14 protein-coding genes and 1 tRNA gene are annotated in these 19,483 nt (G+C 64.7%); 9 read left to right on the forward strand and 6 right to left on the reverse strand.

Going from position 1 to position 19,483, the window contains the following annotated elements:
* Positions 1–50: 50 nt before the first annotated feature.
* Complete coding sequence (locus K1X41_RS14240) at positions 51–626, reverse strand: TetR/AcrR family transcriptional regulator (RefSeq protein WP_220174917.1); 576 nt, start codon at positions 624–626, stop codon at positions 51–53.
* Positions 627–727: 101 nt separating this feature from the next.
* Between K1X41_RS14240 and K1X41_RS14245 the strand changes: the two genes are divergently transcribed.
* From K1X41_RS14245 to K1X41_RS14255, 3 genes are all read left to right on the forward strand, one after another.
* The gene (locus K1X41_RS14245; protein ID WP_133617008.1) at positions 728–2,428 is read left to right on the forward strand and encodes an amidase; all 1,701 of its coding nucleotides are present in this window, start codon (positions 728–730) and stop codon (positions 2,426–2,428) included.
* Between the two features lie 186 nt (positions 2,429–2,614).
* Positions 2,615–4,585 carry a hypothetical protein gene (locus K1X41_RS14250; protein ID WP_220174918.1) on the forward strand — a complete coding sequence of 657 codons (1,971 nt, stop codon included), beginning with the start codon at positions 2,615–2,617 and terminating at the stop codon, positions 4,583–4,585.
* Positions 4,586–4,675: 90 nt separating this feature from the next.
* Positions 4,676–7,498: an Ig-like domain repeat protein gene (locus tag K1X41_RS14255; protein WP_220174919.1), complete on the forward strand. Its 2,823-nt coding sequence runs from the start codon at positions 4,676–4,678 to the stop codon at positions 7,496–7,498.
* A 35-nt stretch (positions 7,499–7,533) separates the two neighbouring features.
* Here the strand turns inward: K1X41_RS14255 and K1X41_RS14260 are convergent, their stop codons facing one another.
* Positions 7,534–8,061: a MarR family winged helix-turn-helix transcriptional regulator gene (locus K1X41_RS14260; protein ID WP_132202477.1), complete on the reverse strand. Its 528-nt coding sequence runs from the start codon at positions 8,059–8,061 to the stop codon at positions 7,534–7,536.
* A 101-nt stretch (positions 8,062–8,162) separates the two neighbouring features.
* Here K1X41_RS14260 and K1X41_RS14265 point away from each other — a divergent pair.
* From K1X41_RS14265 to K1X41_RS14280, 4 genes are all read left to right on the forward strand, one after another.
* Positions 8,163–8,234 (forward strand) — tRNA-Gln (locus K1X41_RS14265).
* A 75-nt stretch (positions 8,235–8,309) separates the two neighbouring features.
* Positions 8,310–9,746, forward strand: coding sequence for a bifunctional UDP-N-acetylglucosamine diphosphorylase/glucosamine-1-phosphate N-acetyltransferase GlmU (gene glmU, locus K1X41_RS14270; protein ID WP_220174920.1), 1,437 nt, complete (start codon positions 8,310–8,312; stop codon positions 9,744–9,746).
* A gap of 39 nt (positions 9,747–9,785) precedes the next feature.
* Positions 9,786–10,763, forward strand: coding sequence for a ribose-phosphate diphosphokinase (locus tag K1X41_RS14275; protein WP_132202481.1), 978 nt, complete (start codon positions 9,786–9,788; stop codon positions 10,761–10,763).
* A 184-nt stretch (positions 10,764–10,947) separates the two neighbouring features.
* The gene (locus K1X41_RS14280; protein ID WP_220174921.1) at positions 10,948–11,184 is read left to right on the forward strand and encodes a hypothetical protein; all 237 of its coding nucleotides are present in this window, start codon (positions 10,948–10,950) and stop codon (positions 11,182–11,184) included.
* On the opposite strand, the gene K1X41_RS14285 is transcribed toward K1X41_RS14280, so the two are convergent.
* Positions 11,181–12,719 (reverse strand): APC family permease, encoded by a 1,539-nt coding sequence (locus tag K1X41_RS14285; protein WP_258566571.1) that lies wholly within the window; start codon positions 12,717–12,719, stop codon positions 11,181–11,183. The genes K1X41_RS14280 and K1X41_RS14285 overlap by 4 nt on opposite strands.
* Positions 12,720–12,919: 200 nt before the next feature.
* Positions 12,920–14,185 carry a DmpA family aminopeptidase gene (locus K1X41_RS14290; protein WP_220174922.1) on the reverse strand — a complete coding sequence of 422 codons (1,266 nt, stop codon included), beginning with the start codon at positions 14,183–14,185 and terminating at the stop codon, positions 12,920–12,922.
* A 110-nt stretch (positions 14,186–14,295) separates the two neighbouring features.
* Here K1X41_RS14290 and K1X41_RS14295 point away from each other — a divergent pair, with 110 nt between their 5' ends.
* Both K1X41_RS14295 and K1X41_RS14300 read left to right on the forward strand, forming a co-directional pair.
* A complete protein-coding gene (locus K1X41_RS14295) occupies positions 14,296–15,807 on the forward strand; it encodes an APC family permease (protein ID WP_133617004.1) in 1,512 nt (503 codons plus the stop codon).
* A gap of 34 nt (positions 15,808–15,841) precedes the next feature.
* Positions 15,842–16,489, forward strand: a complete 648-nt coding sequence (locus K1X41_RS14300; protein WP_220174923.1) for a hypothetical protein — start codon at positions 15,842–15,844, stop codon at positions 16,487–16,489.
* Between the two features lie 120 nt (positions 16,490–16,609).
* On the opposite strand, the gene hpaD is transcribed toward K1X41_RS14300, so the two are convergent.
* The gene (gene hpaD / locus K1X41_RS14305; RefSeq protein WP_132202487.1) at positions 16,610–17,752 is read right to left on the reverse strand and encodes a 3,4-dihydroxyphenylacetate 2,3-dioxygenase; all 1,143 of its coding nucleotides are present in this window, start codon (positions 17,750–17,752) and stop codon (positions 16,610–16,612) included.
* Positions 17,753–17,907: 155 nt separating this feature from the next.
* Positions 17,908–19,404 carry a 5-carboxymethyl-2-hydroxymuconate semialdehyde dehydrogenase gene (gene hpaE / locus K1X41_RS14310; protein ID WP_132202489.1) on the reverse strand — a complete coding sequence of 499 codons (1,497 nt, stop codon included), beginning with the start codon at positions 19,402–19,404 and terminating at the stop codon, positions 17,908–17,910.
* Positions 19,405–19,483: the final 79 nt, after the last annotated feature.

The following is a 19,483-nucleotide window of genomic DNA, read 5'->3' on the forward strand; positions in this document are numbered from 1 at the left end:
GAGCCTGTTGAGCACGGGGTGGGGGAGTCGCAGGCTGACTGGGGCCTGGCCTACGCCGTGGTCGGAGCGAGCTCGAGGCTGGTGAGCGCCCCGCGCACCGCAGACTGCGCCTCGGCCGCGGTGACCTGGCCGGTGAGCCAGCGACCCGACAGGCCCTCGACGAGAGCGGTGAGTGCGAGCGCGGCGGCGGCAACGGCTGCGGCCTCCCGCTCCGGATCCGCTGCTGCGATGAGCGTCTCCACTTGGCGCTGCCAGTGGCCGGTCGATCGGGCAACGGCGCCCGCGCGCTCCGTGTCAAAGACGGCGGCCGCGCGCAGCTCATTCCACGCGGTTGACCCCGCGCGGATCCCAGGCTCGTCGCCAAACTCCGAGCACAGCAGCGCCGCGAGCTGCCCGGCTGGAGTGTGTGCCTCGGGGACGCTGGCCGCGCGGCGTGTGGCGCTTGCAGTCACCTCGTCGAGCGCGGATTGGAGCAGGCCGTCTCGATCGCCGAAGTGGTAGGCAAGGAGTCCGATTGAGACCTCGGCGTCGCGTGCAACGTCGATCATGCGGAATTTGGCGAGCCCGGAGCGCGCGATCACGGCAGCGCAGGACGTCAGGATCCGCTCTCGGGTGTCCTCGGCCATTGCTGCTCCCTCTGTGTGGGGGCGCGTCGCACTTGACAGGGCGGCGCGCAGAACTGAAACTGATTTCAGGATACCGGTTCAAGAGTGAAACGAGGAAGCGAATGGGCGAGTCCGCCGCACAGTTCGAACTGATGGAAACGAGCATCGAGCGTGTGCTCGACGCGTTCCGCAGTGGCGCCATCACGAGCGTCTGGCTCACCGAGCGCTACCTCGCTCGCGCCGCAGCCTACGACCAGGGCACCGACGGGCTCCACGCGATTATCGTGCCGAACCCCGGCGCGCTCGCCGCAGCAGCCGAGTCGGATCGGCGCTGGGCAGCTGGCGAAGCCCGCCCGCTCGAGGGGGTGCCGTTCACGGTCAAAGACTCGTACATGGTCAAGGGGCTCACCGTTGCATCGGGATCGCCGGCGTTCCAGACTCTCGTCGCGCAGTGGGATGCGTTCTCGGTGGAGCAACTGCTCGAGGCCGGTGCGGTGCTCGTGGGCAAGACGAATATGCCCCCGATGGCGGATGGGGGCATGCAGCGCGGCGTGTATGGTCGGGCTGAAAGTCCGTACAATCGTGACTACCTCGCCGCCGCGTATGCATCAGGCTCCTCGAACGGCTCCGGCGTTTCCACCGCCGCCAACTTTGCCGTGTTCGGCATGGGGGAGGAGACGGTGTCTTCTGGCCGGAGCCCCGCCTCGAACAACGGGCTCTGTGCCTATACGCCCAGCTGGGGTATTCTCTCGATCCGCGGGAACTGGCCGCTGTTCCCTGCCCGAGACGTCGTAGTGCCCCACACCCGCTCCATGCCGGATATGCTCCGCCTGCTCGACGTGCTCGTGCAAGACGACGCCAACACCCGCGGCGATTTCTGGCGCAACCAAGACACAGTTACGCTGCCCTTGCCGAGCGCACACCGGCCTGCCAGCTACCTTGATGTGCAGGATGCTGACGCCCTGCGTGGCAAGCGCTTCGCAGTTCCCGCGATGTATCTCGGAGAGGATCCGAACTTCCCGATCGAGGTGCGGCAGACGGTCTTGGATCGCTTCGCGGAGGCGCGAACCAGGCTGCAGGCCCTCGGCGCCGAGGTTGTCGTGACCGGTTTCCCGCTCATTGAGCAGTACGAGGGCGACCGGCCGGGCCAGGAAAACGTTGGCGAACTTGGCGTGCTCCCCGAAGGGTGGATGGACACTGAATTCACTGACTTCCTCGCGTTCGGCTGGGATGACTTCCTGCGAGCCAACGCGGATCCTGCGATCCCGAATCTCGGCGGAGTTGATCCCGATCAGATTTTCCCGCAGCCCCCTGGCACGTTGCCCGACCGCTACGAGGAGGTTGAGGACTACCCGAATCGCTATCGTGCAACAGTCGCCCTCGCGCAAACCCCCGGAGGAGTTCCAGATCCGCGCCAGCGCGCTGACTTCGCTGACGGATTGCGCGCGCTCGTGCGGCTGCGCGAGGATCTTTTCGAGCAGTGGTTGCGTGAGGAAGGCTTCGATGGCGTTGTATTCCCCGCGAACGCTGATGTGGCGCGCGAGGATGCTGAACGCGACCAGGCAGCTGCCGACCACGCGTGGTCGAACGGGGTGTTCTTCTCCAATGGGAACTACGCGCTCCGCCACCTGGGGATCCCGACGGTCACGGTTCCGATGGGACTGATGGCGGACATCGGCATGCCGATCGGGCTGACGTTTGCGGGAGCCGCGTACTCAGATCCGGAGCTGCTGGGGTACGCCGCGGCATTTGAAGCTGCCGGGTCGCTGCGCGTGGCGCCTCCGACCACGCCCGCGCTGCCGGAGGATCACCCCGCTGGGTAGTCGGCTGCGCCGGGTAGTCGGCTGCGCGGGGTAGTCGGCTGCGCGGGGTAGCCGGCTGCGCCGCCGCGGGGTGCACACCCTGCCTCACACACCAGTACATCCGATCTTGTTTAGGTGACCCTTAGCTAGATAGGATGAACTGTTTTTGCCGCAGTGGGTGCGGCGACGTGAGGAGCGGGAGCGCAGATGAATCCGACCACTTGGGGTGCCTCCCGCACGAAATACGGGGTCGCGCGGCGGCGAGCGATCACCCTGGGGTGCGCGCTCGCCGTGCTGCTCGGCGCGATCGTTGCGGTTCCTGCTCCGGCTATGGCCGCGGCCCAGCAGCGCGTGACCGTTGAGGCGACCGTTGGCACAGACCGGCAGGTGACTGTCACCCTCGCGTGTGCGGCGGCGAAGACCTGCTCCGGGAAACTCGCGCTGAAGTTGAGCACTGGTGGCACCGCAACCCTCGCCTACTCCGTAAAAGCACGGGGGTCGCAGACCCTGAACTGGAAGATCTCGACCGCTCACTATCGCGCCTTCACGAAACGGGGCACGGCCACCCTTTCGATCGCAGGCACCGCGACGAAGCCGAACACCGCAAAGTTCACCCACCGCGCAACAGTGAAGCCGGCTCAGCCGCAGTTCGCCCTCGCGCGGACGAACTACACGATCGAGGCGAATCGCTCCCTCCCGTTGCAGCTGACGTGCGCCGCAGCCGCGGGCTGCGCTGGGACCGTTCAGCTGAAACTCGGCAGCTCGGTGCTCACCCAAGCGAACGCACGGGGCAAGAAGGGCACTCATACCGTGCAGCTCACGCTCAGCACCGCACAGGTAGCCGCCCTGAAGACGACCGCGACGAAGTACACCGCCGTCGTCACCGAGACGAAGCCGGACGCGGTGCAGCACGCCACAACGCTGCAGCTGAAGAAAGCGGCGCCGAAACCGGATCCCGAACCCGAGCCACCCGTACGCGGGGCCTCGAAAGCCTATGCGGAGCGCAATTGGACGCCGACCGCCTATGACAGCTGCCCCGCTGCCCTCCACGCGAGCTTCCAGACGATCGGGCCGGACGGCAAGATCTACCCCACCTGGCACCCTGCACAGGTCACGAACCCGGCGACCGGTGAGCTCTGCACCTTCGGTCACGAACACGGAGCCGATCCACGCAGCTCCCAGCTCTTCGATTGGGTCGCCGCGTTCTACGCTCCTGATGATCTCGTCGCAGGAGAGCCTGTCGGCCTGCCGTTCGGCTACACCAGCGAGGAACTCGAAAACTACGGGCACGAGCACGGCGGCATGGCTATGCGCCACGAAGACAACGGCGGTCACAAAGTGTTCGTCGCCAACGACGTGAAAATGCTCGACGCACACCGGAGTTGGCTCCGCCTCAGCGACGGAAGCCAACTGGTATGCAGTTTTTTGATCAAGCAGCACCAGGGGAGTTGGTCGCCCGACGCCACGTCGAACAACGCGCACGAGAGCCTCTACGCGGCACGCTGCAACGACGGCACGGAGATCATCACCTCAATTCTCACCCGCTTCGGCAACGCGAATGAGATGTTTGGCACCTGCGCGCCAGACACGGCGATCCCGACCGTTGGCAGTGTCCTGCCAGCGGGCGATGGCGGTCGCAGGATCATCCCAACCACCGACTGCGTGCGCGCGAACCCCACCGATTGGACTCTCTACGAGCTGTGGGAGAGCGACAGCAAAATCACTGCGCCCGACGGCACGGTCCTCGCTGCCTTCGACCCGTGGTTCGGGATCAGAAACCCGAGCAGAATGTACGATGCCTCGGCCAGCACCGCAACCACGAATGGGATCAGCCGCCCGCTCGATCTTGCCTGGTACGCAGAGAATCCGGCCGCTGACTACCTCTGGGCCGGGCTGAACCACGTCGAACGATTCGACTACACCGACCCACGCTCGCCGTTCACCGGCGCTCAACGCGACTTCTATCTGGGGGAGCTCCAGCTCGCCCCGACGCCGGACCCCACGGGGATTGTGTACAGCGACCCCTACGGCGGAGCCGCGAAAACCAAGCGTACGGTCGGTGCGATTCAACAGCTCATTCGTCCGGGAAGCGTGCTCGGCACCGTGCAGCTCAGCCGCCAGAAGTTTGATGCGAAAGCGGACTACGGCAGTAACAACGGCGTCCACGCGCCGAACTGAACCGAGTGAGCGGCCTGCGAACCTTGGCGCAGCAGCGGCTCAGCGGGGACATCCCCGAGTATTTCCATCCCTTCAGAGAACAGGACCACCGTGAACTTTTCCTTCCGACCCGCGCGAGCGGCGGTGAGCGTCGTCGCCGCTGCTGCGCTCGTGACGAGCGCGCTTATCGCCACTCCAGCATTCGCCATCGCGGCCCCGCCGAGCCCAGCTGGGCCCTCCGTTTCAGGTGCTCCGGCAGTCTCTGAGATTCGCTGGACCGGCGAGGCCGGAGGTGACCTCGGATTTGCGGCCAGTCGCAGTTCCTGCGACGTGAACGGCGATGGTTTCCTAGACACCATCGTTGGCGATTGGTGGTGGAAACGTGGCAACACGGCAAACGCTGGCGCAGCTTACGTGTTGCTGGGTGGCGCTGAGCCAGTCGGTGGTCCGATCGGGCGCGGCACCGCGGTCGGCGCGGTGCGGATCGACGGCCCGAACAGCGCGAATGCGTTCGCCGGGCTCAGCGTGTCGTGCCTGGGCGATGTCAACGGGGATGGCCTCGACGACGTGATTCTGGGTTCAAACCGGACGCAGCGCACGTGGGTAGTGCTGGGCGCGAAAGACTTCGAACCTGTCGACGTTGACACGATCGGTGGGCGCGGGTTTGAAGTGACGAATTCTGCTGCAGTGGCTGAGAACGCTGCCCCTGGTGGGAGTGCAAACTTCGGGTACGCGGTGAGTGGGCTGGGCGATGTCAACGGAGACGGGCTCGCAGACTTCGCGATCACCGATAACCTGTACGACCGGCCAGCGAACCCTGAGACCGGCGCTGCCGCCGCGTCGAACATCGGACGGGTCTGGGTCATCGCAGGGTCCGGAGACGTGACCACGATCGACGTCGCGGCCGATGCACATGCCTCCCGGGTGCTCTTCACGATCGACGGCAGCGGTGGCCAGATCATCTCGGCGGAGGACGCAGGAGACGTAAACGGAGATGGGCTCGCCGATATTGTGCTCGGGAGCTACGGGGCCACACCGTGGGGCCCGTCCGCTCCAGTTGCCGGTGCCGCATATGCCGTGTTCGGGGCCACGACACGCCAGAGTGTCGACGTTGCACACCTGGGGACACAGGGCTTCGCCGTCTACGGTCCACAGCGTGGCCGAGACCGAATCGGGACCTCCATTGCTGCGATTGGCGATATCAACGGGGACGGAAAAGCTGACTTCGTGGTCGGCGGCGACGGCGTGCCCAACGCAGCGACCGGGCCGCGCGCAGGCGGCGCAGCCGTCGTCCTCGGATCCGAATCAACTCAGACCGTGTTCACCACGCCCGGTGCGTCCGAGAACGCTGTCTACCACTGCGCAGAGGAGACCACGAATGCATCGGGCGCGTGCGCTGGGGCAACCGTGCCGCGTGGGTACTGGATCGACGGTGCAGTCGACAACGACAAGTTCGGCTGGTCAGCCGCAGGAGTCGAAGATCTCAATGGCGACGGCGTTCCCGAGATCGTGCTCGGTGCCTGGGGGCAGGACTCCGGTGGGACGAACGCCGGCGCACTGTACGTCGTGTACGGCACGCCGGGATTCTCCGGCACCATCGCCACCGCCGCACTCGATTCCGCGGCTGGCTTCCGGATCGACGGGGCAGCTGCGGGCGCGCAGCTGGGCCGCTCAGTTGGCGGAATAGGTGACTTTGACGGGAATGGCGTTCCGGATCTCGTCGGCGGGGCAAATGGCACGGACTACGCGTCGGTGTACCTGCTCGGTGCCACCGCTACTGAGGCCACGCTTGAAACGGCGGGTCTCACCGTTGCCACTGGAGGAACGCTGACCGCGCGGATCGCTGGAGCTCGAGCGGGGGCGGGGGTGCCGAGCGGCACCGTGTCGTTCGCGCAGGCAGGCGTCCTCGTGCCAGGGTGCGAAGCGATCCCCGTCGCCGAGGGGGTCGCACACTGTAACGTGACGAGCCTCCCTCGCGGAGGAGCGCAGACGTTCAGCGCGGCATTTGAAGACTCGAGCATGCGGTTCTCTGCGTCGACAGCTGAGCTCACGAGTGACGTGGAAAAGCTCGTGTCGTCGACGGTGCTCAGCGGGGACGCGGTCGCGACCGCACAGGATGAACTGGAATTCATCGCGACGGTGCCGTCTGACGCTACAGGCGAAGTCGTGTTCACCGCCGGCTCCACCGCGCTGGGAACCGCGCCGATCCAGAACGGCACCGCGACTCTCGCGTACAGCTCGCCGGTTGCCACGACGTTCCAGCTCAGCGTGCGATACGCCGGTGATGCTCGCTACGGTGAATCCTCGTCGAAACCACGCCGGATCACGATCGGGCTCGTGCCCGTCACGCTCTCTGCCGTGACCGTTGACGCCACGAAAGCCGTCTACGGGGTGCGCCCGAGTGCCGCGGTGCGCGTGTCAGGCGCGGCGAGCGGGACGGTGCTCTTTACCGCAGGCTCACGCGAACTCGGCACCGCCACAGTGAACAGTGCCGGACGGGCAACCCTGCGACTGCCGACGCTCCCGGTCGGGAGCTACCGAGTCGCCGCAGAGTACATCGGGGATGACACCTTCGCTGACACTGCGAAGCGGTACTCGACGGGAACGCTCCAGATCTCGAAGGCGTCAGTGCGCTCCGCGAAGGTGACCACGAAGGCTGCGAAGTACGGCACCCGTCCGACCGTGACGGTCACCCTCGGCAAGCTCAACAGCGGGGCCTATCCCACCGGCCGCGTCGTTATCAGTTTCGGGGCCGCGAAAAAGACGGTGACGCTCACTGCCGCGAACAAGGGCGTCATTCGCGTGCAGGCTCCGAAAGCACTGAAAGCAACCGTGAAGGTCACCGCACAGTTTCAAGGCAGCAAGAACATCACGGCAACATCTGCGAGCGCCACTCAGCAGGTGGCCGCGAAACCCCTGAAGCGGAAGCCGTAGCGCGGAACCGGATCTCCGCCCCCGTGACTCCTCGGCTATTCGCCGTCGAGGGGGAGGGGATCCGGTTCGAAGCGGTCAACGCTGAGTGCCAGGCGTCTCAGCAACACTGAGAGCCGTTCACGCTCTGAGCGGGGGATCCCTCCCAGGAGACGTTCCTCAGAATCGCTGAGGCGAGTCATTGCTGCGTCGACGAGCGTGAGACCCAGTGGGGTCATCTCCACGAGCACGCCACGCCCATCGTTGGGATCGGTGAGCCGACGCACAAGCCCGCGATCAACCATCCGGTCGATTCGGTTCGTCATCGTTCCACTGGAGACCATCGTCTGTTGCACGAGCACCTTGGGGCTCTGCAAAAATGGCTCACCGCCGCGGCGCAAGACCGCGAGCACGTCAAATTCCCACGAAGCAAGACCCGAACGGTCGAACGCATGCGAACGCGCCCGGTCCAGGTGTTTCGTGATGCGCCACAGTCGAGAAAAGATCGCGAGTGGCGCGAGATCCAGGTCGGGCCTCGCGCTGGTCCAGTCCGCGATGATCCGATCGACCTCGTCCTCGTTCTTCATTTCACTATTATCCAACCTGCCCCGATATCGAGCGAACTCCCGCGCGGGTACACGAGAGCTCCCGGAGTCTGGCAGACTGTATCCGTGCTGTTTCGGCACGGTCCGCCTTGGTGTAATGGCAGCACGACAGCCTTTGGAGCTGTTAGGTCTAGGTTCGAATCCTGGAGGCGGAACGACGCGCGTGTGTGGGAGAGGCCTCTCACGCGGCGCTGATGGGGGCATCTCGCGTCCGGAGAAAGGATAAGCACATGGCAGAACGTTCGCTTGCGGTCGTGATCCTCGCTGCAGGGCAGGGCACTCGCATGAAGTCCGCGCTCCCCAAGGTGCTGCACCGGATCGGTGGTCGCTCACTCATCGCCCACGTGCTCGACACGGCTGCTGGGCTCGCGCCTTCGCAAGTTATTGCCGTGGTGCGACACGACCGAGACCGCGTCGCCGCGGCAGTGCTTGAGCACGCGCCCGAGACCGTGATCGTGGATCAGGACGCCACGCCGGGGACGGGCCGCGCGGTGGAACAGGCGTTGCAGGCGTTGCCTGATGAGTTTGACGGCACCGTCGTGGTGCTCTCCGGAGACGTACCCCTCGTTGACACCGTCACGCTCGATCGGCTCGTGCGAGGCCACCTTGAGGGCGGGCGCGCAATGACCTTGCTCTCGGCCATTTTCGACAACCCGACTGGCCTCGGTCGCATCCTGCGCTCAGCTGACGGCGCCGTCACCGGGATCGTCGAGGAGAAAGATGCGAGCGACGCGCAACGCCGTATCACCGAGATCAACGGCGGCATCTATGTCTTCGCTCGCCACGCAGTGCAAGACGCGCTCGCGCAGATTGACACGAACAATGCGCAGGGTGAGAAGTATCTGACTGATGCCGCGGCCCGGATTTTGACCGGTGGCGGAGCCGTCGAAGCCGTTGCTACCGACGACCCGTGGCTGATTGCTGGGGTCAACGATCGCGCGCAACTGGCCGAGGCTGGCCGGGAGCTCAACTCCCGCATCGTGCGGGCGCATCAGCGTGCGGGGGTCACGATTCAGGATCCCACCACCACGTGGATTGACGCTGATGTGTCGATCGAGGCCGACGTAGAGATCCTGCCCGGTACGTTCCTGCACGGGGCGACCTCGATCGCGGCGGACGCGGTTGTTGGCCCTGATACCACGCTCGTCGACTGCGAAGTGGGTGCTGGGGTGCGGATCCGGCGCAGCGAAGCAACCCTTGCGGTCTTTGCAGCTGGCGCTGAGGTCGGCCCCTTCGCCTTCATCCGCCCCGGCACCGAACTCGGGGAGCACGGCAAGATTGGCGCCTTTGTCGAGACGAAGAACGCGAAAATCGGCGATGGCAGCAAAGTGCCGCACCTGAGCTACGTGGGCGATGCCCACATTGGCACCGGCACAAACATCGGTGCTGGCACGATCTTCGCGAACTATGACGGGGTGCAGAAGCACCAGTCAACGGTCGGAGACGGCGTTCGGGTTGGTTCAAAGAATGTACTCATCGCGCCGGTTACCATTGAAGATGGAACGTACACGGCAGCGGGTACGGTCGTCCGGAAAAACGTCCCTTCCGGGGCATTGGCGCTGAACGTAGCGCCGCAGCGCAACATTGAAGGATGGGTGGCCGAGAACCGTCCTGGTACGAGCACCGCGGAAGCGGCAGCGCGCGCCACGGGTGACTCGGCCCAGTGAGCAAGCGGGAATTCAACAAGTGAGGACGTATCAGCACCGATGAGTACGATCGAGATGGCGGGGCAGAAGAAGCTCGTCTTGATTTCGGGCCGGGCATACCCCGAGCTCGCCGAGCAGGTGGCCGCCGAACTTGGCGCCGAACTCGTCCCAACTGACGCACGTACGTTTGCCAACGGTGAGCTGTACGCGCGCTTCGATGAGAGCGTCCGCGGCTCCGACGCGTTTGTCATCCAGTCGCACACGAACCCGATCAATGAGTGGCTCATGGAGCAACTCATTATCGTTGACGCACTGAAGCGAGCTTCGGCGAAGCGCATAACCGTCGTAGCGCCGTTCTACCCCTATTCGCGCCAGGACAAGAAGGGCCGCGGGCGCGAGCCGATTTCGGCCCGACTGGTGGCTGACCTGTTCAAGACCGCTGGCGCCGACCGCATCATGTCGGTGGATCTGCACGCCCCGCAGATCCAGGGGTTCTTCGATGGTCCGCTCGACCACCTGTTCGCCATGCCGGTGTTGCTGGCACACTTCCAGAAGCATCTCACCCGTGACGACCTCACAGTCGTATCTCCGGATATGGGCCGCGTGCGCGTCGCCGATGTGTGGAGCGATCGCCTCGGGGCTCCGCTTGCGATTATTCACAAGCGCCGCGACCCCTCGGTCGCAAACCAGGCGTCCGTGCACGGCATCGTCGGAGATGTGAAGGATCGCTGGTGCCTCATGGTCGACGACATGATCGACACGGGTGGCACGATCTCGAAGGCTGCTGAAGCTTTGAAAGAAGCAGGGGCGCGTGGTGTCACGATTGCGGCGACGCACGCGATCTTCTCGGGCAAGGCTGTCGAGTACCTGTCAGCCGACTTCATCGACCAGGTCGTCGTCACGGACACGCTGCCCGTGCCAGAGGAGAAGCGCTTTGACAAGCTGACCGTGCTGTCAATTGCCCCGCTGCTCGCCAAGGCGATCCACGAGGTCTTCGAAGACGGTTCCGTCACCAGTATGTTCGAGGGCGCTGCCTAAGCTCCGCTCGCACGCCCGCAGAACGCCCGCCTCCCCAGGGAGGCGGGCGTTCTGCATGTGCGCTGTGGATCGCCACCGCCTACGGGAGCGATGCGGCTTCTGCGGCGCAGCGAGGCAATGTCAGCCTCGGTACGTTCCGCTGAAATCCTGGCGGCAATGATACGTTCCGGCGTCACGGGTGCTCGTGGCCCTGGCGGTGCTGGCGCTGGTGCTGGTGGTGCTGGTGCTGGTGCTGGTGATGGTGATGGTGATGGTGCTGGTGGTGGTGGTGCTGGCGGTGCTGGCGGTGCTGGTGCTGCTGGCGCTCGTGCTCGCGGTGCTGGTGCTGGTGCTGGTGGTGCTGGGAACAGCTGACCCCCGGGCGACGTGGGTACGTCGCGCCGGGGGCCAAGGCGTCGGGCAGGGGCAGCGTGGCAGTTAGTGCCCGGCCTCCACCACGTCGACGAGCTCCGTGCCGTACGCGCCCGGCTCCGTTCCGTGGCCGATCTGGCGATAGATCTCCGGTCGCTTGGCCTTGATGATCAGCGCCCAGACGATACCGATGATGCCGGCTGCGAAGATCATGCCAGGCAACACGAATGTCGATGCATCCGGCTCCGTCTGCCCCAGCATGAGCTGGAAGTTCATGAGGATCATCACGAATACCCAGAGCAACGCGATTCCGGAGACCACGGGGGCCACCATGCGCGTCCACGCGCTGACCCCGCGGGGATCCTTGCGGAAGAATCCGATCACCGCGGCAGCAATCACGGCCATGAGGAGCACGAGGCCCATGGCCCCGGTGTTCGTCAGCCAGGTGAACATGGTGAGCACTGGGTAGAGGAACGCCGAATCGCCAAGCGCAGCGGCCCCACCGAACGCGTCACCAGCGAGCGCGAAACCGATCACCACGACAAGCGCGATGATCGTCTGTGCGACTGAGCCTGCCCAGGGCGCGCCCGCGCGAGAGGTGCGCGAAAACCAGGTGGGCAGCACTCCCTCGCGGCCGAGCGAGAAGAAGTACCGGGCGACCGCATTGTGAAATGACTGTTGTGCGGCGAACAGGCTCGTGAGGAAGAGCAGCGTCATGATGTCGGCAAACAGCACGCCAACCTGGTCGGTCATGAACACGAACATCAGGTCGGGGCCAGCTTCTTGTGAGGCGGCCACGATCTGGGACGGCCCGATGCCGACGGAGAATGCCCAGGCGCTGAACGCGTAGAACACGCCGATGATGGCGACCGCAGCGTAGGTCGCGCGAGGTACCGTTCGTTTCGGATCCTTTGCTTCCTCGCCGTAGATTGCTGCACCTTCGAAGCCCATGAACGCGGCGACTCCGAACACGAGGATGATGCCGAGCGCTGGCCCAAAGAGCGCAGTGGGATTGAGTGCTGCGGTCGAGACACCTTCGGGAGCTGCGCCGATCGCGACAATGTCGAAGATGATCACGACGAGGAACTCAAGCCCAACGAGGGCGCCGAGGACTTTCGCCGAGAGATCAACGCGGTTGACTCCGAGTACACCAACGAGCACGATGCACAGAAGGATCCAGAGCCACCATGGGGAGCTGATACCGAGCTTGGCTTCGAGGAACATGGACAGTTGGAAACCGAACAGTCCGTAAATGCCGATCTGCATGGCGTTGTACGAGACGAGTGCGATGAGCGAAGCTCCGACGCCGAGCGGGCGACTCAGCCCCTGCGAGATGTACGCGTAGAAGGCTCCCGCATTCGTAATGTGACGGCCCATCGCCGTGAAGCCGACGGCGAATACGGTGAGGATCACGGCAATCAGAAGAAAGCCCAGAGGCACGCCGAGAGACTCGGTGACCGCAAACGACGTCGTCACGCCGCCTGCGACGACGGTCAGCGGCGCGGAGGCGGCGATGATCATCAGGGTGATCGCAGGGACGCCCAGCGTGCGGCGACTGAGGCCCGGATCCTGTGACGCGCGTGGCGTCTGTGAAGTGGTGGTCATGTGGTTTCCCTCCCGGTCTTGCAGCGTTGCCGACCTGTGCCAGCTTCGGCGCTGACGGCACATGACGTTGAGTCTAAGTTCGGGTGCGAGGGAGGAGAAGCTCGAAGCTGTGCCGTGCGCGCACGGGCCATGACTCCCCGCGCAGGGCTATCCAAATGGATAACTCTGCGCGGGGATTCGTCACAGTGAGGTGCAGCGCCCTAGGGGGTGAACGCCGCGCGGACTTCTTCGTGGGGGAGCGCAAAACTCTCATGGCCATCTCGTCCGATGGTGTCGCGCGCAGCTACGAGCGCGTTGACCACGGCTTCCTCGGTGGCCTCCACGACCGCCGCGAAGAAGGGATCAATGCTGCCCCACGCAACGTGTTCGAGCTTCTCGGTGACGACCGTATCGCCGCCCATTCGTGAGCTCATCCCGCCGCTGTTGGCGGTCGAGAATGCCAGGAAGATGTCGCCGGAAAAATGACTCCCCGTCGTTCCAGTCCGCGCGAGGCCGAGTGGAACGCGACGAGCGAGCGCGCGGCATTGATCTGGGAGCAGCGGCGCATCAGTGGCAACAATCACGATCACACTTCCTGCGCCGGGGGTGGCGCGACTGTGGGATCCTGCACCTGAGGTGGATCCAGCACCTGAGGTGGATCCTGCACCTGAGGTGGATCCAGCCCTGGCGTGAGAACTGGGCTCTGCGAGGGTGTTCGTCCCGCCGCCTGAGCTGCCGCCGTCCGCGCCCGCCGCGAGGTCCCGCTGGAACCAGTCATCCGTTTCCATGGTGTTCGGTGCCTGTGACTCGCGGCCGAGTGGACGGCCGAGGACCCGAAGCTCATTCCGAGAGCCGAAGTTCGCCTGCAGCAGCACGCCAACGGTCCACGACTGCTCGCCGGATCCCACCACCCGAGACGCCGTGCCGGTTCCGCCCTTGAAGCCGTAGCAGTTCATGCCGGTGCCGCCGCCAACGTTGCCCTCGGGCACGGGCCCCGTTGCCGCGCCGTCAAGTGCGCGAGCGGCATGTTCTGGCTGCACAATGTCTGCGTTGATCGAGTTGAGATAGCCGTCCCAGGTTTCGCCAACAACCGGGAGCATCCAAGCTGCTGCAGTGGCGGCGTGGTGCGCGGCCATCCACTCATCGATGCCACGGTGTACGGCACCCACAGCGTGTGAGTTCGTGATGGCGATCGGGGCCTGCAGCTGCCCGGACTCCTCAATCCAGCTGCGGCCGGTGAGCTCACCATTTCCGTTGAGCACTGCGATTCCCGCCGCGCATGGCGACCCTGCGCCTGCTTTGCCTCGCGGCAGAATCGCAGTGACGCCGGTGCGTGCAACGACGGGGGCGTCGCTCGCGAGTGTGAGCAGGCCAACTTCGAGGCCGGGCACATCAGTGATCGCGTTCCAGGCTCCGGGGGTCCCATCGAAGGGAACTCCAAGATCCCGCGCTCGCGGACCGTGGCCTGATTGCTCAACATTGAACATTGTTCTATCCAATCACTTATGTCTAGACTACGAAACGCAGCCTGTATTGAACGCTGTTTGACTAGTGTTCACGATCCTATCGGATTGTTTCCCCAGACAAAGGAGTCACCATGTCCGCCCAACCCAGCACGAGTGCCGCGGCACGAGGCTCGGACTCTTCCAAACTCGCAGCCGGCCGTCTCGGTACCTGGGACATTATCTTCTTCGTGGTATCGGCAGCGGCGCCACTCACTGTCGTCGTCAGTGGTGCCGCAACCTCGTTCCGTCTCGGAGGTCTGGGTGCTCCCGGCGCGCTCCTGTTCAGCGGCGTCGTGCTCATCTTCTTCGCGCTTGGCTTCACCGCAATGTCGCGGAGCGTGCGCAACGCTGGAGCATTTTACGCATATGTCTCCCGCGGCCTCGGCAAGCCCGTCGGCCTGGGCGTTTCTTCCGTCACGGTGTTCGCCTACATCGCACTGGTGATCTCGTTTTACGGATTCATCGGGTTCTTCGCGCAGTTCACGTTTGCCGAGCTGCTCGGGATCGACCTGCCCTGGGGAGTGTGGTCACTGCTGGCGGTCGCGATCGTCGCATTCCTGGGGTATCGGAAGATCGACGTGGGAGCGAAAGTGCTTGCGGTGCTCCTGACGCTCGAAGTCGCGATCTTGCTCGTGCTCGCCGCCGCCACGATCATCAACGGCGGTCCCGAGCCCTGGAGCGCGGCGCCGTTCAGCCCGGCGAACGTCTTCTTTGCTCCCACAGCCGGCGCACTGTTCGTGGTCGGCTTCGGCGCGTACCTTGGTTTTGAAAGCACGGCGATCTACGCCGAGGAAGCGAAACGCCCTGAGCGCACCATTCCGCGGGCCACCATCATCGCCGTCGTCTTCCTCGCGCTGTTCTATGCGTTCTCGTTCTGGATCCTTACCGTAGCGTTCGGTGTCGACGGAGTCATTGCACTTGCGCAGGGCGACTCGTTCGAGACGATGGTTATTGACGGCACCGAGCAACTCGCAGGGTATTGGGCTGGGTACGTGATGAAGATTCTGATTGTGACGAGCTTTTTCGCGTGTGTCCTGTCGTTTCACAACGCGTGCACTCGCTACCTGTTCGCGCTCGGGCGCGAGGGCCTGCTGCCGCGCGTTCTGGGGCGTACAACGGCGAAGGAGCAGTCGCCGGCCGTCGCGAGCCTGACGCTCTCCGTGTGCTCCGCACTCGGCGTGGTGATTGCGATCGTCGTCGGCGCCGACCCATTCCTGGGCCTCGCGCTCTGGACGTACGCGACGGGGGTCCAGGGACTGGTGTTCGCACAAGCACTCGCCGCCATCGCTGTGGTCTGGTACTTCCTGCGTGATCGGCGCGGGCACGGCGTCTTCCGTGTGGTGGTGGCCCCGATTATCGGTGCCATTGGCCTGGCCACCGGCTACACGCTGATCGTCACGAACTTCGAGGTCGTGACGGGTCTCCAGGGTCCCATCAACCAGGTGTTACTCCTGCCAACTCCGATCTTGTTCTTCGGGGGCATCATCGTCGGACTCATCCTCAAGTCACGCAAACCGGAGTACTACGCCGGACTCACCGAATCGGTCCAGGTGCAGCAGGTGGCGGCGGCGGACGAACCTCGGTCCGGCTCTCGGGCAGAGTGATCCTGACGAGACGCAATGCCATAGGCTGGGCCACATGAATGCGACCGCGCGGCGCCGCCTGGAACGCCGGGATGAGATCATCCGGGCGTTCTGGCGGGTCGCGCGAACGCGGCCACGCGGCGGCGTGAACGTCCGGGCCGTCGCTGCCGAGGCGGCTATGAGCCCGGCCAACGTGCTGCACTACTTCTCGAGCCTGAATGAGCTTCAGATGACCGCACTGGCCGGTGCGATGGAACAGTTCGCCGATCGCAGGCAGGCAATTCTTGACGCCCAGGAATCCGCAAGCTGGCGGATCGCAGCCATGATCCAGGCCGGCGTGCCCGACACTATTAGCGACGAATTGCGGCACGTCTATGAAAGCGTTCCGATCCTTGCCGACCACCCGGAGTATCTGCCAGCACACCGCGCACTCGTCGAGCGGCAGATCATGCTTTATCGCGCCCTCATCGAAATTGGGGCAGGCCTGGGGGAGTTCGCGCTCGCCTCGCCGCCTGGCATGATTGCGCGCAACTTGGTTGCGCTCGAGGACGCATACGATTTATACCCGCTGATCGGAGACCGTACCCCGCGAGAGGAATGCCGCGCCGCTGTGCGGAGCTACGCCGAACTCGCGCTCGGGCTCGCTCCGGGCGCACTCGCCGCGGTCGCTGCGCCTCCGCAGCCCCTCAGTCCTGGCGAGTAGGCCCGATACCCGCGTCGAAACAACACACATCGGGGCTTCAGTATGCCTGAAACCCCGATGTGCGTTGTTCTGGTGAGACCGCTCGCGCTGGCAGTGCCTGCGCGGAAGGCGGTGCGCGAGTTACAGCGTGTTGCCGAGTTTGAAACCCTTGTCGCCATCGGCGTCGCGCGTGTAGGAGAACCCGTCGGCGCCGATGGTCACGGCCATCTCCGAGGTGTCAGTGCGGGCGATCACCGGCTGGGGGTTGCCGTCCAGATCGAGCACGAGTGAAGCTTCCGTGTACCAGGACGGGACGACGGGGTTGCCCCACCAGTCCCGGCGCTGGTTGTCGTGCACATCCCACGTCACCACCGGGTTGTCAGGGTCGCCCGTGTAGTAGTCCTGCGTGTAGATCTCGACGCGGTGGCCGTCCGGATCCAGGATGTACAGGTAGAACGCATTCGAGACGCCGTGGCGGCCCGGGCCCCGCTCGATGCGATCCGACATGCGGAGCGCGCCGAGCTTGTCGCAGATCGCGAGGATGTTGTGCTTCTCGTGTGTGGAGAACGCGACGTGGTGCATGCGCGGGCCATCGCCGCCCGTCGCTGCCGTGTCGTGCACGGTCGGCTTGCGGCGGAGCCAGGCCGCGTACACGGTACCCTCGTCGTCCTGGATGTCCTCCGTCACGCGGAAACCGAGATCCTGGTAGTGGCGCACGGCGCGCGGCACGTCAGGGGTGACCTGGTTGAAGTGATCGAGACGCACCAGCGCGCCGGGAGTGTAGAGATCGTAGCGCCACGCGAGCCGCTCGACGTGCTCGACGTCGTAGAAGAACTCATACGGGAAACCGAGGGGATCCTCCACGCGCACCGAGTCGCCGATGCCCTTGGTGAAGCCGTCGACCTTGCGCTCAACGCGGCAGCCGAGCTCAGTGTAGAAGGCGACGGCCTTGTCGAGATCCTCTGGCGTGCGCACACGGTAGGAGAACACAGCGACCGCGGCGACGGGACCCTTGCGGAGCACGAGATTGTGGTGGATGAACTCCTCGAGCGAGCGGAGGTAGATCGCGTTCTCGTCTTCTTCTGTCACGGTGAGTCCGAGCACATCGACGTAGAACGCGCGCGAGGCGGCAAGATCGGTGACCACGAGCTCCATGTACGCGCAGCGCAGGATGTCAGGAGCCTCGACCGACGGAGTCGGGATCGGGTTCGTGGCATTGATGGGGGCTTCTTTGGTGACGTAGAAGCCGGAAGAAGTCTTCTGGCGACCTGCAAGTTCAGACATATCTGAGTCCTAACAATCAATCTTGGGGTGGACCCGTGCGACGGAGCACGGGGTGAAAGGGCCTGCGAGTGGTTCGGGGCTACGGCCTCATCCGGTGCTGGATCAGGCTCAGAGCGCGGGATCCGGGAGCGCTGTGGCCCCGGATCCCGCTTCGATTATTTGCCTGCGCCGAATCGCGGCGAGTGCGCTTCGTTCAGCGTGATCTGCACCGACTGCTGTGTGGTGTAGAAATCGACCGAGCGGTAGCCGCCCTCGCGGCCGAGGCCGGAAGCCTTGACGCCGCCGAAGGGGGTGCGCAAATCGCGCACGTTGTTCGAGTTCAGCCACACCATTCCCGACTCGATCCCGTTCGCGAAGTTGTGCGCGCGCTTCAGGTTCGAGGTCCAGACGTAGGCTGCGAGGCCGTACTTGGTGTTGTTGGCGAGTTCGAGCGCCTCCTCGTCCGTGTCGAACGGGGTGATGGCAACGACGGGCCCGAAGATCTCCTCCTGGAAGATCCGCGCATCTGGCTTCACATCGGCGAACACCGTAGGAGCGACATAGTTGCCCTCGGGGAAGCCCTCTGGGCGGCCACCGCCTGCAACCAGTCGGCCCTCGCTCTTTCCGATCTCGACATAGCTCATGACCTTTTCGAAGTGGCTCGGGTGCACGAGTGCGCCCACCTCGGTTGCCGGATCCGAGGGGTTGCCCACGATGATGTTCTTCGCGCGCTCGGCGTAACGCTCCACGAAATCGTCGTAGATATCGCGCTGCACGAGTACGCGGCTGCCAGCGGTGCAGCGCTCACCGTTCAGGCTGAACACGCTGAACACGGTGGCGTCAAGCGCTTCTTCGAGATCCGCATCGGCGAACACCACTGAGGGGCTCTTGCCGCCGAGCTCGAGCGAGAGGCTCTTCAGCAGGGGAGCGGCGTTCGTGGAGATCATGGCGCCGGTTGAGCTGTCACCGGTGAAGGAGATCAGCGGGACGTCGACGTGCTTGACCAGCGCGTCGCCCGCAACGCCGCCCGAGCCGAGGATGAGGTTGAAGACGCCCTCAGGCAGGCCTGCCTCGCGGAAGATCTCGGGCCACAGCGCCGCGGAGAGCGGCGTGTAGCTGGCGGGCTTGAGCACGACCGTGTTGCCCGTCGCGATTGCCGGGGCGAGCTTCCATGACTCCTGCATGAAGGGCACGTTCCACGGCGTGATGAGTCCCGCAACGCCGATCGGCTTGCGGTTCACGTAGTTGATCTGGCGCCCGGGCACCTTGGTGACGTTGTCGTGCTGGGCAACGATCAGGTCGGCGAAGAACCGGAAGTTCTCGGCCGCACGGCGAGCCTGGCCCTTGGCCTGCGTGATCGGGAGACCGGAGTCCCAGCTCTCGAGGAGCGCCAGCTGCTCGTCGCGTGACTCAACGATGTCGGCCACTTTGTGCAGGATCCGCGAGCGTTCGCGGGGGAGCATCTTCGGCCAGGGGCCCTCATCGAACGCGCGCTTTGCCGCGGCAACGGCCAAGTCGACGTCTTCCTGTTGCGCCGAAGCTGAGGTGATGTAGACCTCGTTGGATACGGGCTCGATTACGTCGAACTCCGCACCGCCGATCGAATCGACGAACTTGCCGTCGATGAAGTGGCGGATCTTGTCTGGGAGCCCTGCGGGCTTGGACTGAGTCATGCTGTCGCCTCCGTTGGTGTGGTGAATCTGTCAGTGAAATATGTTGAGCTTGCGTGGGCGCAGCCGGTCGATATGCCGG

It is taken from the genome of Leucobacter luti (assembly GCF_019464495.1).
Classification (GTDB): Bacteria; Actinomycetota; Actinomycetes; order Actinomycetales; family Microbacteriaceae; genus Leucobacter; species Leucobacter luti_A.

What these genes read in the sequence shown, in the direction of transcription:
- K1X41_RS14275 (WP_132202481.1), top strand. Translation starts at nt 9,786, where the DNA reads ATGAGTACGATCGAGATGGCGGGGCAGAAGAAGCTCGTCTTGATTTCG.
- K1X41_RS14240 (WP_220174917.1), bottom strand. Translation starts at nt 626, where the DNA reads ATGGCCGAGGACACCCGAGAGCGGATCCTGACGTCCTGCGCTGCCGTG.
- K1X41_RS14250 (WP_220174918.1), top strand. Translation starts at nt 2,615, where the DNA reads ATGAATCCGACCACTTGGGGTGCCTCCCGCACGAAATACGGGGTCGCG.
- K1X41_RS14260 (WP_132202477.1), bottom strand. Translation starts at nt 8,061, where the DNA reads ATGAAGAACGAGGACGAGGTCGATCGGATCATCGCGGACTGGACCAGC.
- glmU (WP_220174920.1), top strand. Translation starts at nt 8,310, where the DNA reads ATGGCAGAACGTTCGCTTGCGGTCGTGATCCTCGCTGCAGGGCAGGGC.
- hpaD (WP_132202487.1), bottom strand. Translation starts at nt 17,752, where the DNA reads ATGTCTGAACTTGCAGGTCGCCAGAAGACTTCTTCCGGCTTCTACGTC.
- K1X41_RS14285 (WP_258566571.1), bottom strand. Translation starts at nt 12,719, where the DNA reads ATGACCACCACTTCACAGACGCCACGCGCGTCACAGGATCCGGGCCTC.
- K1X41_RS14245 (WP_133617008.1), top strand. Translation starts at nt 728, where the DNA reads ATGGGCGAGTCCGCCGCACAGTTCGAACTGATGGAAACGAGCATCGAG.
- K1X41_RS14295 (WP_133617004.1), top strand. Translation starts at nt 14,296, where the DNA reads ATGTCCGCCCAACCCAGCACGAGTGCCGCGGCACGAGGCTCGGACTCT.
- K1X41_RS14300 (WP_220174923.1), top strand. Translation starts at nt 15,842, where the DNA reads ATGAATGCGACCGCGCGGCGCCGCCTGGAACGCCGGGATGAGATCATC.
- K1X41_RS14290 (WP_220174922.1), bottom strand. Translation starts at nt 14,185, where the DNA reads ATGTTCAATGTTGAGCAATCAGGCCACGGTCCGCGAGCGCGGGATCTT.
- hpaE (WP_132202489.1), bottom strand. Translation starts at nt 19,404, where the DNA reads ATGACTCAGTCCAAGCCCGCAGGGCTCCCAGACAAGATCCGCCACTTC.